This is a genomic window from Bradyrhizobium lablabi, from assembly GCF_900141755.1.
Lineage (GTDB): Bacteria > Pseudomonadota > Alphaproteobacteria > Rhizobiales > Xanthobacteraceae > Bradyrhizobium > Bradyrhizobium lablabi_A.
Window position 1 is genome coordinate 3,403,491 of record NZ_LT670844.1, and the last position, 15,657, is coordinate 3,419,147.

Genomic DNA, 15,657 nt, shown 5'->3' on the forward strand with positions numbered 1-15,657 from the left:
CCCCAACCCTCTCCCCGCGAAGAGCGCGGCGAGGGAGCGATAGAGTCACGTCCCCTTTGGCTTGACCCGGCGCGTCGGCATCGCGCTGGCCGGGTCTTCCGGCCAGGGATGGCGGGGATAGCGCCCGCGCAGATCGGAACGTACCGCCGCATAACTGCCGCGCCAAAACCCGGGCAGATCGCGCGTCACCTGCACCGGGCGGTGCGCCGGCGACAATAGTTCGAGCACCAGCGGCACCGCGCCTTTCGCGATCGACGGATGGGTGTTGAGCCCGAACAATTCCTGTAAGCGGACTGCAATGGTCGGCCCCTGCTCGGCCTCATAGTCGATCGCAAGCTGAGTGCCGGTCGGCGCCTCGAAATGCGTCGGCGCCTCGCGTTCCAGCCGCGCGCGCAATTCCCACGGCAATAGCGACATCAGCGCATCCGACAGATCACTGGGCGAAAACTCCCTCAGCGAAATCTTGTCATAGAGCGCCGGCACCAGCCATGCCTCGCGCTGTTCCGCGAGCGCGCCATCGCTCAAATCGGGCCAAAGATTCTGTGGAGTTTCTGCCTCGGCCTTGCGCAAGAACATCACGCGATCGCGCCACTGCTTTAGCGGCTTTGACCAAGGCAGTTTGTCGAGGCCGGCGGCGATCAGCCCATCGGCCAGCACGCGCGCAGTTTCCGCCGAGGGCGATAGCGCCAGTGGCGCTTCCGACAGCGTGATCGCATGCAATGTCTTTTTCCGACGCGCGCGCAAGGCCATTGCATTGCGATCGAACGAAACTTCGTCCGCGCTCTCGATCTGATCCGCAAAGTGCTGCTCGATCTCGCCTTGCATGATCGGCGCCGCCAGCAGAATGCGGCCCTGGGCAGCAGTTCCCGTGAGTTCGGCGACCGCGATATAGGGCGCGCGCGCCAGTGCTGAGGTCTGCTCGACCGCGGCGCCCCGCCCATTCGCAAGCACAAAACTGCCATTGCCGCGGTTGCGCGCGACGCGGTCGGGAAACGCAAACGCGAGCATGATTCCGGTAGAGGGTTCGTCAGGCGGGCGGAAGTCCTTCCGCTCCCCTCCCCCTTGCGGGGAGGGGTCGGGGAAGGGGGTGCCCCGAACTCGGACCACCGTTGTGGCCCCCTCTCCCCGACCTCGAGAGCGAGCTTCGCTCGCCTCGGACCCCGCAAGGGGGGCGGGAGAAGAAAGAGCGCCCTCGGTGGCTGCCACCTGCGAGGCCCAGCGCTGCGCGAGGCTGCGCGCGCTGGAGGCGCGCTGCGAGCGGTCGCGGCGGAACTGATCGAGCCTATAATCGAGATCGACGCTGTCGCCGCCGAGCCCGCGCTCGGTGAGAACGGCGGCAATCTCCGAAGCCTCCTCGCCCGCGCCGAGCCGATGCGAATCCACGATCATGCGCGCCAGCCGCGGCGGCAGCGCCAGGGCGCGCAGGCTTTTGCCTTCCGCCGTGATCCGGCCGTCGGCATCGAGCGCGCCGAGTTCACGAAGCAGGCTGCGCGCCTCCTTCAGCGCGGGCACCGGCGGGGGATCGAGGAACGCCAGCGTTGCGGGATCGCTGACGCCCCATTGCGCGAGGTCGAGCAGGAGCGACGAAAGATCGGCGCTCAAAATTTCGGGCTGGGTGTAGGCCGCAAGCGAGGCGGTCTGCGGCTCATCCCATAGCCGATAGCACACGCCGGGTTCAGTGCGGCCGGCGCGGCCGCGGCGCTGATCGACCGCGGCGCGCGCCGCGCGCACGGTCTCCAGGCGCGTCAGCCCGATATCCGGCTCATAACGCGGTACCCGCGCCATGCCGGAATCGACGACAATCCTGACGCCTTCGATGGTCAGCGACGTCTCCGCGATCGATGTCGCCAGCACCACCTTGCGGCGTCCTTTCGGCGCCGGCGCGATGGCGCGGTCCTGCACACTGGCGTCGAGCGCGCCGAACAGCGGCACGATTTCGATGCTCGCATCGTGGACACGCTCGGCGAGAAAATTCTGGGTGCGGCGGATCTCAGCGGCACCCGGCAGGAACGCCAGCACCGAGCCGGGATCGGCGCGCAGTGCGGTTGCGATCGCATCCGCCATCTGCCGCTCCAGCGGCGCATCGGCTTTTCGGCCGAGATAACGCGTCTCGACCGGATAGGCGCGGCCCTCGCTCGCGATCACCGGTGCCTCGCCAAGCAATTTTGCGACGCGAGCGCCGTCGAGCGTTGCCGACATCACGAGGATGCGCAGGTCCTCGCGCAAGCCGGTTTGCGCATCGCGCGCCAGCGCCAGGCCCAAATCAGCGTCGAGCGAGCGCTCGTGAAATTCGTCGAACAGGATGGCGGCCACGCCTGACAATTCCGGATCGTCGAGAATCTGCCGCGAAAAAATGCCTTCGGTGACGACTTCGATCCTGGTCGCGCGCGACACCTTTGAGCCGAAGCGGACGCGGTAGCCGACGGTCTCGCCGACGCGCTCGCCGATCGTGTGCGCCATGCGCTCGGCGCTGGCACGGGCCGCAATCCGCCGCGGCTCCAGCACGACGATCTTTTTGCCGTTCGCCCAGGGCTCATCGAGCAGCGCCAGCGGTACCCGCGTGGTCTTGCCGGCGCCGGGCGGCGCCACCAGCACGGCGGCGTTTTGGCCGGCCAGCGTGCGTGCGAGATCGTCGAGGACGGCGTCGATCGGGAGGGGGGTGTCGAAGGAGCGGGGCAAAAATTCATCCGTTCATGCTCCCTCGCCCCGCTCTTGCGGGGAGAGGGTTGGGGTGAGGGGCCCTATCCGCGAATTCTAGCGTCTCAACTGCGGAAGCTCCCCCTCACCCGGATCGCACCGGACGATGCGGAGCCTGTCATCGGGCGCGCGTTCGCGCGACCCGTTGGCATCGCCGAGGCGATCCGACCTCTCCCCGCAAGCGGGGCGAGGTAAGACAGGCATCACTTCCTTGGCTCAAGCCCCCGCCCGACGCTCTCATAGATAAATCCCAGCGCGGCCATGTCCTCGGGGCGGTAGATGTTGCGGAGATCGACGACCAAGGGGTGGGCCAGTTCGCGCTTCAGGCGATCCAGGTCGAGCGTGCGGTATTGCACCCATTCGGTCACCACCACCATCGCGTCCGCGCCGCGCACGCAGGCATAGGGATCGTCGCAATATTCGATGTCGGGCAGTTCGCGCCGCGCCTGTTCCATGCCGACCGGATCGTGCGCACGCACCTTGGCACCGAGGTCGAGCAGTCCGGTGACCAGCGGGATCGATGGCGCCTCGCGCATGTCGTCGGTGTCGGGCTTGAAGGTGAGACCGAGCACGGCGACCGTCTTGCCGCGCAGGCTGCCGCCGGCGGCACTGGAGACCTTGCGCGCCATCGCGCGCTTGCGGTTGTCGTTGACCGCGAGCACGGCTTCGACGATCCGCAACTGCACGTCATGATCGAGCGCGATTTTTACGAGTGCGCGGGTATCCTTGGGAAAGCAGGAGCCCCCAAAACCCGGGCCGGCATGCAGGAATTTCGAGCCGATCCGGTTGTCGAGCCCAATGCCGCGCGCGACTTCCTGCACGTCGGCGCCGACTTTTTCGGCGAGATCGGCGATCTCGTTGATGAAGGTGATCTTGGTGGCGAGGAACGCATTGGCCGCGTATTTGATCAGTTCCGCGGTGCGCCGCGCGGTAAACATCAACGGCGCCTTGTTGAGCGACAGCGGCCGGTAGACATCGCCGAGCACCTTGCGCGCGCGCTCGTCCGAGGTGCCAATCACGATGCGGTCGGGAAATTTGAAATCCCGGATCGCGGCGCCCTCGCGCAGGAATTCCGGGTTCGAGGCGATCACGACGTCCGCCGACGGATTGGTTTCGCGAATCAGCCGCTCGACCTCATCGCCGGTGCCGACCGGCACGGTCGATTTGGTGACCACCACGGTGAAGCCGGAAAGCACGGCGGCGATCTCGCGCGCGGCAGCGTGGACATAGCTCAGATCGGCGTGGCCGTCGCCGCGCCGCGACGGCGTTCCGACCGCGATGAACACGGCATCGGCATCGGCGACGGGCGCGGCGAGGTCGGTGGTGAAATCGAGCCGTCCGGCCTTGACATTGGAGTTAACCAGCGCGTCGAGACCGGGCTCGAAAATCGGGATTTCGCCGCGGCGCAGCGCCGCGATCTTGTCGCCATCCTTGTCCACACAGGTGACCTGGTGGCCGAAATCGGCAAAGCAGGCGCCGGAAACCAGCCCCACATAGCCCGTGCCAATCATGGCGATGCGCATCAAATCACCTTGCCCGTCATCGTTAAGAATTCGAGCGCGTCTTAAAGCATTTCCGCCCCCGGGGGAAAGGGGAAGGTTCCGGAAATCGGCATGTCATTTGTATGAATAAAGGAGAATGAAACCTAACGGTCCGATGATGCCGCAACGGCGCGCCGAAAAGGGACACCGATGACTGGAAACGGCACATCCGCCCTCACCGAGCGTTTCGCGGGCTCAGTGCCCGGGCGCGTCGATTGGGTGGATTACGCCAAGGGCATCTGCATCGTCATGGTGGTGATGATGCATTCGGTGCTGGGCGTCGAACTGGCCGCCGGCCAGACCGGTTTCATGCATCTTCTGGTGATGTTCGCCAAACCGTTCCGGATGCCGGATTTCTTCCTGATCTCGGGCCTGTTCCTGTCAGTTGTCATCGACCGCGACTGGCGGACCTATCTCGACCGCAAGGTCGTGCATTTTGCCTATTTTTACGTGTTGTGGGTGACGATCCAGTTCGGCTTCAAGGCGCCAGGCTTCGCCGCCGAGACCAGCTGGGCCCATGTCGGCTACCTTTACCTGGAATCCTTCATCGAGCCGTTCGGCACGTTGTGGTTCATCTATCTGCTGCCGCTGTTCTTTGTCGTGACGAAAGCTGCGCGCAAATTACCGCCGCTCCTGGTCTGGGTCGTTTTGGCCCTGCTGGAGAGCGCACATGTCGCGACCGGCTGGACCGTGATCGACGAGTTCTGCGCGCGCTTCGTCTATTTCTATTCCGGCTACCTGTTCGCCGGCTATGTGTTCGCATTGTCCGATCGCGCGCGGGCGCATCCTGCGCTGGCGCTTGCCGGACTGGCGCTCTGGGCGCTCCTCAATGGCGGCCTGGTGGCCTCAGGTTTGAGCGAATGGCCGGTTGTTTCGCTGCTGCTCGGGCTTTGCGGCGCCTGCGCCATTGTCATCCTGGGCACGCTACTGGCGCGGGCGCATTGGCTGAATTTCCTGCGCTTTTGCGGCGGGCATTCGATCGTGATCTATCTGGCGTTTTTCCTGCCGATGGCCGCGACGCGGACGCTGTTACTGCGGTCAGGGTTGATCCCCGATATCGGGACCATCTCGCTGATCGTCACGGTCGTGGGCGTCGCCGGGGCCATTGCCATCTGGCGGATCGCGCTTATGCTCGGCGCCAATTTCCTGTTCGAGCGCCCGGCCGCGTTCTGGATCGCGCCGAAAAAGCCGCAAGCCGCGCTGCAGGCGGCGGAATAGGTCTTCGCGCCCCAAGCAAGCTGTCATCGCGCGGCATAGCCGTCCGAAGGACGGCGTCGCTTCCGCTCGCCTATGACCGGGCGACCCAGTACGCCGCGAAGCCTGTGATAAAGCTTTGACGCCTCTGGAATACTGGGTCACCCGCTTTCGCGGGTGACGACAGCTTGTATTGTGTTTGGGTAACGCCAAAAAACGAGCATCAAAGGCTGTCATTCCCCGCAAAAATCCCTAAATTTCGGCCATGCCGAAAACCTCCCCAACAGCCGCCGCGAAGCCCGTTGCCGTCAAAGCCCCTGCTAAGGGCGCCCATGTCTTTCTGGTCGACGGTTCCTCCTATATTTTCCGCGCCTATCACGCGCTGCCGCCGTTGAACCGCAAATCCGACGGCCTGCAGGTCAACGCCGTGCTCGGCTTCTGCAACATGCTGTGGAAGCTGTTGCGCGACATGCCGCTGGACAACCGGCCGACCCATCTCGCCATCGTGTTCGACAAGTCGGAAATCACCTTCCGCAACAAGCTTTACCCCGACTACAAGGCGCACCGGCCGCCGGCGCCGGACGATCTGATCCCGCAATTCGCGCTGATCCGCGAGGCCGTGCGCGCCTTCGATTTGCCCTGCCTGGAACAAATTGGCTTCGAGGCCGACGATCTGATCGCGACCTATGCGCGCGAGGCCGGCGAGCGCGGCGCCACCACCACCATCGTCTCGTCGGACAAGGATTTGATGCAGCTCGTCACCGACAAGGTGACCATGTTCGACACCATGAAGGACCGCCGCATCGGCATTGCCGAGGTGATCGAAAAATTCGGCGTGGGACCTGAAAAAGTCGTCGAGGTGCAGGCGCTGGCGGGGGATTCCACCGATAACGTGCCGGGCGTGCCCGGTATCGGCGTCAAGACCGCCGCGCAATTGATCGTCGAATACGGTGATCTCGAAACGCTGCTGTTGCGCGCCGGCGAGATAAAACAGCCGAAGCGGCGCGAGGCGCTGATCGAGAATGCCGAGAAGGCGCGGATTTCGCGACAATTGGTGCTGCTCGACGACAAGGTCGAGCTCGAGGTGCCGCTCGACGAACTCGCGGTACATGAGCCCGACGCGCGCAAATTGATCGCGTTCCTGAAGGCGATGGAGTTTTCCGCGCTGACGCGAAGGGTCGCCGAATATTCGCAGATCGATCCAGCGGATGTGGAAGCGGATGCGGGGATGAAAAGTGGCGCCAGTGTGTTTGCGCCTCTGCCGCTTGCGGAGAAGGTCGACGAATCCGGCAACGCGCCCAAGGGCGCGGCGAGTGGCGATTTGTTCGCCCGGGGAGACACCCCCACCCCACCCTCCCCCGCAAGCGGGAGAGGGAGCCTACCCGGCAAACCTGGAGGGGGCAAAGAAGACAAGGCCGCAAGCCTCAAGGGCACACCCATCTCGCTTGCCACCGCCCGCGCGGAGGCTGCGCGCAAAACGCCGGTCGATCGCAGCAAGTACCAGACCATACGCAGTCTCGAACAGCTCAACGCCTGGATCGCGCGCGCGCACGAGGCCGGTCATTTCGCGATCGAGGCCAAGGCCAATTCGATCGATCCGATGCAGGCCGAGATCTGCGGCATTGCGCTCGCGCTCGCGCCCAACGACGCCTGCTATATCCCGCTCAGCCACAAACAGTCGGGCGATGGCGCCGGGCTGTTCGCCGCTGGTCTCGCGCCGGACCAGATCAAGACCGAGGACGCGCTTGAGGCGCTGCGGCCGCTATTGGAATCAGCGGGAATCCTCAAGATCGGTTTTAATATCAAGTTCAACGCCGTGATGTTCGCGCAACATGGCATCGTGCTGCGCAACCATGACGACGCCCAGCTGATGTCGTATGCGCTCGACGCCGGCCGCAATTCGCATGGGCTCGACCAGCTGGCGCAAACCTGGCTCGGCCACGCCAGCATCAGCCACGGCGAACTGACCGGCAGCGGCAAGGGCAAGCTGACGTTCGACCAGGTCGCAATCGACAAGGCGACGGCCTATTCGGCCGAGGATGCCGATGTGATCCTGCGGTTATGGCGCGTCTTAAAACCGCGGCTCGCCGCCGAACGCATGACCACCGTTTATGAGACGCTGGAGCGGCCGCTGATCTCGGTGCTGGCGCGGATGGAACGGCGCGGCATTTCGATCGACCGCCAGGTGCTGTCGCGTCTGTCAGGTGAATTCGCCCAGACCGCGGCGCGGGTCGAGGCCGAGATTCAGGAGATCGCCGGCGAGCCGATCAATGTCGGCAGCCCCAAGCAACTCGGCGATATCATTTTCGGCAAGATGAATTTGCCCGGCGGCACCAAGACCAAGACCGGCGCGTGGTCGACCTCTGCGCAGGTGCTCGACGACCTCGCCGAACAGGGCCACGAGTTTCCGAAAAAAATCCTGGAATGGCGGCAGGTTTCAAAACTGAAATCGACCTATACCGATGCGCTGCCGACTTACGTGCATCCGCAGACCCACCGCGTCCACACCACCTACGCGCTGGCTGCAACCACCACCGGGCGGCTGTCGTCGAACGAGCCGAACCTGCAAAACATTCCGGTGCGCACTGAGGACGGCCGCAAAATCCGCCGCGCTTTTGTCGCGACGCCGGGACATAAACTGGTGTCGGCGGATTATTCGCAGATCGAATTGCGGCTGCTCGCCGAGATCGCCGACATTCCCGTGCTCAAGCAGGCGTTCCGCGACGGGCTCGACATCCACGCCATGACCGCGTCGGAGATGTTCGGCGTCCCGATCAAGGGGATGCCGGCCGAGGTGCGCCGCCGAGCGAAAGCGATCAATTTCGGCATCATCTACGGCATCTCGGCGTTCGGGCTCGCCAACCAGCTCGGCATCGCCCGCGAGGAAGCCTCCGCCTACATCAAGAAATACTTTGAGCGGTTTCCGGGCATTCGCGCCTATATGGACGCGACGCGGGATTTCTGCCGCAGATACGGCTATGTCGAGACGCTGTTCGGCAGGAAATGCCACTATCCCGATATCAAGGCCTCCAATGCCTCGGTCCGTTCCTTCAACGAGCGCGCCGCGATTAACGCGCGGCTGCAGGGCACCGCGGCCGACATCATCCGCCGCGCCATGATCCGGATGGAAGACGCGCTGGAGGCGAAAAAACTCTCGGCGCAGATGCTGCTGCAGGTTCACGACGAACTGATCTTCGAGGTGCCCGACGACGAGGTCGCCGCGACATTACCCGTGGTGCAGCACGTCATGCAGGACGCGCCGTTCCCCGCGGTCGCCCTCTCGCTGCCGCTGCATGTCGATGCAAGGGCGGCGGACAATTGGGACGAGGCGCATTAGGCTCTTCTCTTCGCCTCTCCCGCTTGCGGGGGAGGCCGACGCGCTCGAAGAGCGCGGCGGGTGGGGGAAATCTCTCCGCGAACTCCAGCATCCGTTATGCGGCAACACCCCCACCCCAGCCCTCCCCCGCGAAGAGCGGGAGAGGGAGCGCACCGCATGCGTGGATGCTCAGCACTCACCCCTGAAATATTCGACCAGCAGCAATGCCCATAACGAAATGGCATCGCATCGAGATGCGCGTTAAACATCATGCATCTCCCGCCAACGAGTCCCCCATGCCCCATCTCACGTCCCTGCTCGGTTTTGCCCTGGTCTCGCTCGGCATGGTGCTGACGCCTGGCCCGAACATGATCTATCTGATCTCGCGCTCGATCACGCAGGGGCCTGCGGCGGGCATCGTGTCGCTCGGCGGCGTCGCGCTCGGGTTTGTGTTCTACATGCTGTGCGCGGCGTTCGGCATCACTGCGCTGTTGTTTGCGGTGCCTTATGCCTATGACGCGTTGCGGCTCTCGGGCGCTGTGTATCTGTTGTGGCTGGCGTGGCAGGCCGTGAGACCGAACGGGCGCTCGCCGTTCCAGGTCAAGAAGCTTCAAGTCGATGGGCCGCGCAAATTATTCGCGATGGGGTTCGTCACCAATTTGCTCAATCCGAAGATCGCGATGCTGTATCTGGCGCTGTTGCCGCAATTCATCGATCCCGCGCAAGCGAGCGTGCTGACGCAGTCGCTGGCGCTGGGCTCGATCCAGATCGTGATCAGCGTCAGCGTCAACGCGATGATCGCGCTCGCCGCCGGATCGATCGCGCTGTTCCTCGGCACGCGCCCGACCTGGCTGTTGGTGCAGCGCTGGCTGATGGGCACCGTTCTGGCGGGGCTTGCGGTGCGGATGGCGCTGGAAACGCGGCGGGCGTAGGGCGTTCCTTCGCCTCTCCCGCTTGCGGGGGAGGCCGACGCGCGAAGCGCGGCGGGTGGGGGCTCTCCCAAACCTCCAGCATCTGTTATGCGGCGAAACCCCCACCCCGGCCCTCCCCCGCAAGAGCGGGAGAGGGAGCAGAAAGAAAACTCAATCCAGTTTCGCTTCCATGCCGCGCTTGACGGCGGGGCGGGCCATCAGCGCGTCGTACCAGCGTTTGACATGGGGGAAATCCGCAAGCTCGACCTTATGGCGCGGATGCCGCCAGGCCCAGCCGAGGATGGCAAAGTCGGCGACCGACAGGGGACCCGCGACGAACTCGTGGGTAGCGAGGCGGCGATCCAGGACGCCATAGAGCCGGCGCGTCTCCGCCATGAAACGCTTCAGGCCGTAGGCGCGGTCGGTCTCATTCTCCAGCGCGATGAAATGATGTACCTGCCCCGGCATCGGGCCAAAGCCGCCCATCTGCCACATCAGCCATTCATAGACCGGGATGCGCTCGATCAGCGGGAGGGGGAGGAATTTTCCCGTCTTCTCCCCGAGATAGAGCAGGATCGCGCCGGATTCGAAGATGCTGACGCGCTTTCCTGCGGGGCCGTCGGGATCGACGATCGCGGGGATCTTGTTGTTCGGGCTGATCGCCAGGAAATCTGGCGCCATCTGTTCACCCTTACTGATGTTGACCGGGAACACCTTGTAAGGCAGCCCCATCTCCTCCAGCGCAACGCTGATCTTGCGGCCGTTCGGCGTGTTCCAGGTGTGGAATTCGATGGTCATTTCTTTGTCATCCCCCCGCGAAGAGCTTTGACAGTCAGTATCGCGTAAGCTGGCGGCCGTACAACTCCCTTTCCGCGGGGTCGTCCCCGCGAAAGCGAGGGGACGACGATAATGTTGACGGCGCGACATCGCTCTGGAATGGGCGCGTATCCGCCGATAATGTGAGCAGCCTTTCACAACTTCCGGAAAAACCCTTGTCCAAATCAGCCTCCCGCGCCCGTCTCGCCGAGATCATCCGCAAGCGCTCATTCGGGCGTGGCGAGATCACGCTCGCATCGGGCCGAAAGAGCGACTTCTATTTCAATCTCAAGCCGACCATGCTCGACCCCGAGGGGGCCGCGCTGCTCGCGGAACTGACTTATGACGCGCTGAAAGACGACGCGCTCGACTTTGTCGGCGGGCTCGAGATGGGCGCGGTGCCGCTTGCGGGCGCGATCGCGCAGCTGTCCTGGATCAAGGGCCATCCGATCGCGGCGTTCTTCGTGCGCAAGAAGCCGAAGGAACACGGCGCCAAGCTCGCGGTCGAAGGATTGGCAAAAGGCGAGAGCCTGCAGGGCAAGCGCGTGGTGATCGTCGAGGACGTCACCACCACCGGCGGCTCGGCGCTGAAGGCTGTGGAAGCGGTGCGCGACGCCGGCGGCGAGATCGCGCTGGTGTTCACCATGGTCGACCGCGAAGAAGGCGCCGGAGAAACTTTTGCGGCGGCCGGCATCGCATTTCGCTCGCTCTACAAGGCGGGCGAATTTTTGAAGGGGTAGCCTTCCTTCTCCGTCGCGCGCGCGGGGACTCTCTCCGCTCCCTCGCCCCGCCCTTCGCGGGGAGAGGGTTGGGGTGAGGGGCTGCCTCCGCGAATATTGAAGCACAACGCATGCGGAGCCTCCCCCTCACCCGGCGCTTCGCATTTCTTTTCCGCCATCCGGCGCTTGCTCATAGCTCGTTTACCATCGCGCACTAAGGTAAATTCGAAGCTGAGGCACGCCTTGCGCCCCAGCGGTTTTGTTGCGTCGGGTGGAGTAAGCGTTGCGTACCGAGTTGCCTTATCAGCGCATGCGGCGCCGCATGACGTCTGTTGCCGCCGCCATGCTTGTAAGCTCCGTTGCGCTGGCGCCGCGGAGCGCGGCCGCCGAGGGCCTGTTCGACTTCTTCTTTGGCGGCCAGAAGCAGCAACAGCAAAAAGCCGCCCCGCAAGCGAGTTTCTTCGCCGACCCGTTCGGCCTCAACCAGCAGGCCGCGCCGACGCCGCCGCGCGCCGTCGCGGGCTCCGGACCGGCCTTTTGCGTGCGCAGCTGCGATGGTCGCTATTTCCCGCTGGCGCGCGCCAACGCGTCGCCGGTTCAGACCTGCCAGGCGTTTTGTCCGGCGAGCCCGACAAAAGTCTTCTACGGCAGCACCATCGACGGCGCGGCGTCCGCCACCGGCGAGCGTTACGCCGACAGTGAAAACGCCTTCGCCTATCGCAAGGCGATGCGCGCCGACTGCACCTGCAACGGCCGCGACCCGGCGGGGCTCGCGCCGGTCGATCTGACGCTCGACACCTCGCTGCGTCCCGGCGACGTGATCGCCACCACCAATGGGCTCGTCGCCTATTCCGGCGTCAAGGTCGGCATCAACCAGACCGCGGAATTCACCCCCGTCGCTTCCTATCCGGGCCTCACCGCCGAAGTGCGGGCGCGGCTTGGCGAGATGAAAGTGGCGCCGGTCAGCGCGGAGACGGTCGCCAATGACGCGCCGCCGCCTAATGTCGAGCTGCCCACGGCGTCAGTGCCGAAGGTGGCCTCGCAAAAGGCGAAACGCGCGGAAGTGGATTAGGCGAAATCCGAACCCTCATGGTGAGGAGGCGCTCTTGCGCCGTCTCGAACCATGAGGCCACCGTCGGAGTCCGTGGCCATCCTTCGAGACGCCGCGCAAGCGCGCGGCTCCTCAGGATGAGGGCTGACAGCGCTTCACCGCCCCACAATCACGCCGATCACGTTCGGCGCCGACAGATATTTTTCCTCGATCTTGGCACGCGCCGCGGCACGGATCTCCGGCGTCAATAGGCCGCGTTTTTCGGCGAGGATCATCCAGCAATAGCCCCACCAGTCCGTCAGCATGCCGCTGTCGTCGACGAGATCGTAACCCTGCTCGGCGGCGAAGATGCGCGCATGCGCTTCATCGAGCGCATCGAGAAAGGCGTGATCCGCGTCGGAGAACAAATCGTCGCTGAAATCATCGGTCGTGTAGCCCCACACCGACATGCAGACGGCGTTGAACTCCCGGTCGATCGCGTCGTCGTCCACGAGCCGGCGGCGGGCGGCCTGATGCAAAAGCGACAGCGAGCGGGCGAAGTCGGCGATGCGGGTGAGCGCGAATTGATCAAAGGCGATGGTGGACATGTAGTCCTCGAATCTTGCGACAGACCATAGATGTTGTGTGAGCGACGTTTCGAATCACTATGATATATCAAACACTTGCTAAAGTGTTCTTAATTTGTTCCAAGTATATCCGGAACTCCGACTTTGATCTTTACGATTCAGGCTCCGACGGATTTTTTCTAAGTGGATTAGGGGTTGGCGATGATGATGATCCAAACAGGCCGAGGCAGGAAGCTAAGAAAGTATTTCCTCCTCACCGCCTTTATCTTGCTCGTGACCGGCTCTCTTGGGCCACTGCTGACCCTCCACTGGTAGTCATCACGCTCTAGGCCCTGTTTACAAAGCTGCATAGCGTAGGCCTCTACGGATAGCAGCAATATCGAGCGCGTCACCACGTCGCCACGACCGCGTATGATCGATAACTGATAATGCATGATGCATAACCAACGCGGTATGGTAAATTCAAGGATGCCAGTTCAGGAGTGGTGCCGCTCCACGTTCCTGCTTGACTCACACATATCTCGGCGGTTATGTGTTAATCAATAGCCAGCAGGTTATCGATCCCAAATGCCGAACGCTCATGATGTGCTGTTCAGAACGCTCGCCGATCCGACCAGGCGGGCTCTGTTCGAACGACTGTGCCGCGAAGGAGAGCAGACAGTGGGGGCGCTGACAGCTCAGTCCGGGGTCTCGCAACCGGCCGTGTCAAAGCATCTCGGGGTCCTGAGGCAGGCCGGGCTGGTGCGCGACCGCCACGAAGGGCGACAGACCCATTACAGCGCGCAGCTCGGCGCGCTTGCCCCGCTGATCGACTGGACAAGCCAAATGGCCGGCTTCTGGCAAAACCGGTTCGACCACCTCGAAGATCTACTCAAAAGGATGGACCAATGAGCAATACGGCGACCGAAACGCTCTCCGTCGTTGTCGAACGTGAGATACCTTATCCGCCGGAAAAGATCTGGCGCGCGCTCACGCAACCACACCTGATCGAGGAGTGGCTCATGAAGAACGACTTCAAGCCTGTCGTGGACCACCGTTTCAATCTTCGCGCAGACTGGGGCGCTGTCGACTGTCAGGTGATGGCAGTCGAGCCGAACAAAACGCTGTCTTACACATGGGCGGCCTATGGTCTCGAGAGTGTCGTCACTTGGACTCTCACCCCTACGGGCACGGGAACCCACCTGCGCATGGAGCAGTCGGGCTTCCAGCCGGATCAGCAGCAGGCCTACAAGGGCGCCAAGTACGGATGGCAGAAATTCTTCGCGACCCTGGAGCAGGTCTTGGCGCGGATAGATTGAAGTCTGCCGGCACAATTCGCTACATTACTATTGTGGTCGCATGAAAAGGACCAGAATTCGAGGCATAAAGATCAAATGAATCCATCGGAACGTATTGACGAGCTGATCGCAAAGCTCACCGACTGGCGTGGCAAAACGTTCGCCAGCATCCGCAAGAGCATCCTTGAGGCCGACCGGGAGATAATCGAGGAATGGAAGTGGATGGGAAGCCCGGTGTGGTCTCGCGACGGAATGATCGCGGTCGGCAACGCCCACAAAGATAAGGTGAAACTTACCTTTTCCCACGGCGCGAGCCTGCCGGATCCTGACAAGCTCTTCAACGCGGGCTTCGGAGGCAAGGTGTGGCGAGCGATCGATATTTTCGAGGGTGATACGATTAATGAGCGTGCTCTAAAAAATCTCGTCCGTGCCGCTGTCGATTACAATCAGATCAAATTGAAGAAGAAAGCGTCTGCGGGTACTCGAGCGAAAGTACCCAAAAGCAAGAAAGTACACAGAAGTAAAAAGACGTGAAGCTATAGCTTTTTCTCGCTAATTGTCCCGCTGGCTCGAGTCCGCCGCGTCGGCGGGCGGCAGAAGGGGTTCGAGCAAACGCCCCTCCGCTTCGCTCAGGTCGCCGCGCCTCAATCCTGCCTCCCTCCAAGAGGCATTCTTGAATCAAAGCCTAAGTCATGCGTCGACCACTTTGTAAACGGCGCCTAGCAAGTATGCTCAAACGCAGTTTGATTTTCGGGGCCACGCTTTTCCCAATGCTCGCCATCGCAGACGATGGTCCGAAAGTACCGAAGATCGAAAAAATTGAAGGTCTCTTCGGCTGCGAGATGAAGCCAAAATCGGTCTGCGCGAACCCCTGTAAGACATGGGCTGATGCCCAGCCTGATCCCAAATACTCATTCAATATTTGCTTTGCCGATTGTCGAAAGCGCGTGCGATGCCTAAGTGAGGATTGAGGCTGCCTCGTACTGGTCGAAATCGCCACGCCACCCAAGGTTTGAAGATCAAGAAGTCGCCTCATCGGCGGCGCCTTTTCTCGAAGGCGCGCTACTGACGACTACACATAGTCGATGTGGTCCTCGTTCCTGCGGCCGCTGGGATCGGCGCGCTTTGTTTTCACAAACGCGAAATAGAGAAACGCCAAAATCGCCGCCAAAGCGAGAAGAGGTCCTAGCCAATTAGGCACCACCAGCTCCCTTCAGGCCGCCTGAAACGGCAATGTCTTTCACCTCACATCGCCGACAGCATCTTGTCGCCGCAATAATTGGCGTAGAATTTTCCGCCGCATTGCCGGCGGATCGCGGCACAGCGCGCGGCGGGGGAGGCGTTGGCGGCCACGCTGAACGAGCAGCTCAGGCCGTCGGCGCTTTTGCCGGACTTGCCGGCGGCGAAGGCCGCGCTGGTGGCGGTGATGCAGAATACCAGAATCGCGGCGGCGATAATCTCGATCGCTAGTCTCATGGCCCGGTCCTCCCACGGATAATCGCGACATCGTTGCGTCCAGCGGATTTCACTCTATCACCAAAGCGGGCCCGCGCGGAGCGCGACAAAATC

Annotated in this window: 13 protein-coding genes; 8 read left to right on the top strand and 5 right to left on the bottom strand. The window is 62.8% G+C overall.

The annotated features are described in order from the left end of the window. Nucleotides 1-45: 45 nt before the first annotated feature. Nucleotides 46-2,679 carry an ATP-dependent helicase HrpB gene (gene hrpB, locus B5526_RS15830; protein ID WP_079539349.1) on the bottom strand — a complete coding sequence of 878 codons (2,634 nt, stop codon included), beginning with the start codon at nucleotides 2,677-2,679 and terminating at the stop codon, nucleotides 46-48. Between the two features lie 221 nt (nucleotides 2,680-2,900). Then, nucleotides 2,901-4,220 (bottom strand): UDP-glucose dehydrogenase family protein, encoded by a 1,320-nt coding sequence (locus B5526_RS15835; RefSeq protein WP_079539351.1) that lies wholly within the window; start codon nucleotides 4,218-4,220, stop codon nucleotides 2,901-2,903. 168 nt (nucleotides 4,221-4,388) lie between these two features. Here B5526_RS15835 and B5526_RS15840 point away from each other — a divergent pair, with 168 nt between their 5' ends. The 3 genes from B5526_RS15840 to B5526_RS15850 all read left to right on the top strand — a co-directional run bounded on the left by B5526_RS15840 (nucleotide 4,389) and on the right by B5526_RS15850 (nucleotide 9,680). Next, the gene (locus B5526_RS15840) at nucleotides 4,389-5,456 is read left to right on the top strand and encodes an acyltransferase family protein (protein WP_079539353.1); all 1,068 of its coding nucleotides are present in this window, start codon (nucleotides 4,389-4,391) and stop codon (nucleotides 5,454-5,456) included. Between the two features lie 241 nt (nucleotides 5,457-5,697). Then, entirely contained in the window at nucleotides 5,698-8,769 is a 3,072-nt protein-coding gene (gene polA, locus B5526_RS15845; protein WP_079539354.1) for a DNA polymerase I, read from the top strand. Between the two features lie 275 nt (nucleotides 8,770-9,044). After that, a complete protein-coding gene (locus tag B5526_RS15850) occupies nucleotides 9,045-9,680 on the top strand; it encodes a LysE family translocator (RefSeq protein ID WP_079539356.1) in 636 nt (211 codons plus the stop codon). 150 nt (nucleotides 9,681-9,830) lie between these two features. Here the strand turns inward: B5526_RS15850 and B5526_RS15855 are convergent, their stop codons facing one another. Next, on the bottom strand, nucleotides 9,831-10,457 hold the full coding sequence (locus B5526_RS15855; protein WP_079539358.1) for a glutathione S-transferase family protein: 627 nt from the start codon (nucleotides 10,455-10,457) through the stop codon (nucleotides 9,831-9,833). A 194-nt stretch (nucleotides 10,458-10,651) separates the two neighbouring features. Here B5526_RS15855 and pyrE point away from each other — a divergent pair, with 194 nt between their 5' ends. Next, nucleotides 10,652-11,215, top strand: coding sequence for an orotate phosphoribosyltransferase (gene pyrE / locus B5526_RS15860; RefSeq protein WP_079539360.1), 564 nt, complete (start codon nucleotides 10,652-10,654; stop codon nucleotides 11,213-11,215). A gap of 262 nt (nucleotides 11,216-11,477) precedes the next feature. After that, nucleotides 11,478-12,266 (top strand): DUF2865 domain-containing protein, encoded by a 789-nt coding sequence (locus tag B5526_RS15865; protein WP_433994628.1) that lies wholly within the window; start codon nucleotides 11,478-11,480, stop codon nucleotides 12,264-12,266. A gap of 134 nt (nucleotides 12,267-12,400) precedes the next feature. Here B5526_RS15865 and B5526_RS15870 read toward each other — a convergent pair whose 3' ends face one another. Beyond that, nucleotides 12,401-12,832, bottom strand: a complete 432-nt coding sequence (locus B5526_RS15870) for a hypothetical protein (protein WP_079539363.1) — start codon at nucleotides 12,830-12,832, stop codon at nucleotides 12,401-12,403. A gap of 546 nt (nucleotides 12,833-13,378) precedes the next feature. Between B5526_RS15870 and B5526_RS15880 the strand changes: the two genes are divergently transcribed. From B5526_RS15880 to B5526_RS15890, 3 genes are all read left to right on the top strand, one after another. Then, entirely contained in the window at nucleotides 13,379-13,702 is a 324-nt protein-coding gene (locus B5526_RS15880) for an ArsR/SmtB family transcription factor (protein WP_079539366.1), read from the top strand. Further along, nucleotides 13,699-14,109, top strand: coding sequence for an SRPBCC family protein (locus B5526_RS15885; RefSeq protein WP_079539368.1), 411 nt, complete (start codon nucleotides 13,699-13,701; stop codon nucleotides 14,107-14,109). The genes B5526_RS15880 and B5526_RS15885 overlap by 4 nt, the downstream gene beginning before the upstream one ends. 75 nt (nucleotides 14,110-14,184) lie before the next feature. Beyond that, a complete protein-coding gene (locus B5526_RS15890) occupies nucleotides 14,185-14,622 on the top strand; it encodes a DUF1801 domain-containing protein (protein ID WP_079539370.1) in 438 nt (145 codons plus the stop codon). A gap of 711 nt (nucleotides 14,623-15,333) precedes the next feature. Here B5526_RS15890 and B5526_RS15895 read toward each other — a convergent pair. Further along, nucleotides 15,334-15,564 carry a hypothetical protein gene (locus B5526_RS15895; RefSeq protein WP_079539371.1) on the bottom strand — a complete coding sequence of 77 codons (231 nt, stop codon included), beginning with the start codon at nucleotides 15,562-15,564 and terminating at the stop codon, nucleotides 15,334-15,336. Nucleotides 15,565-15,657: the final 93 nt, after the last annotated feature.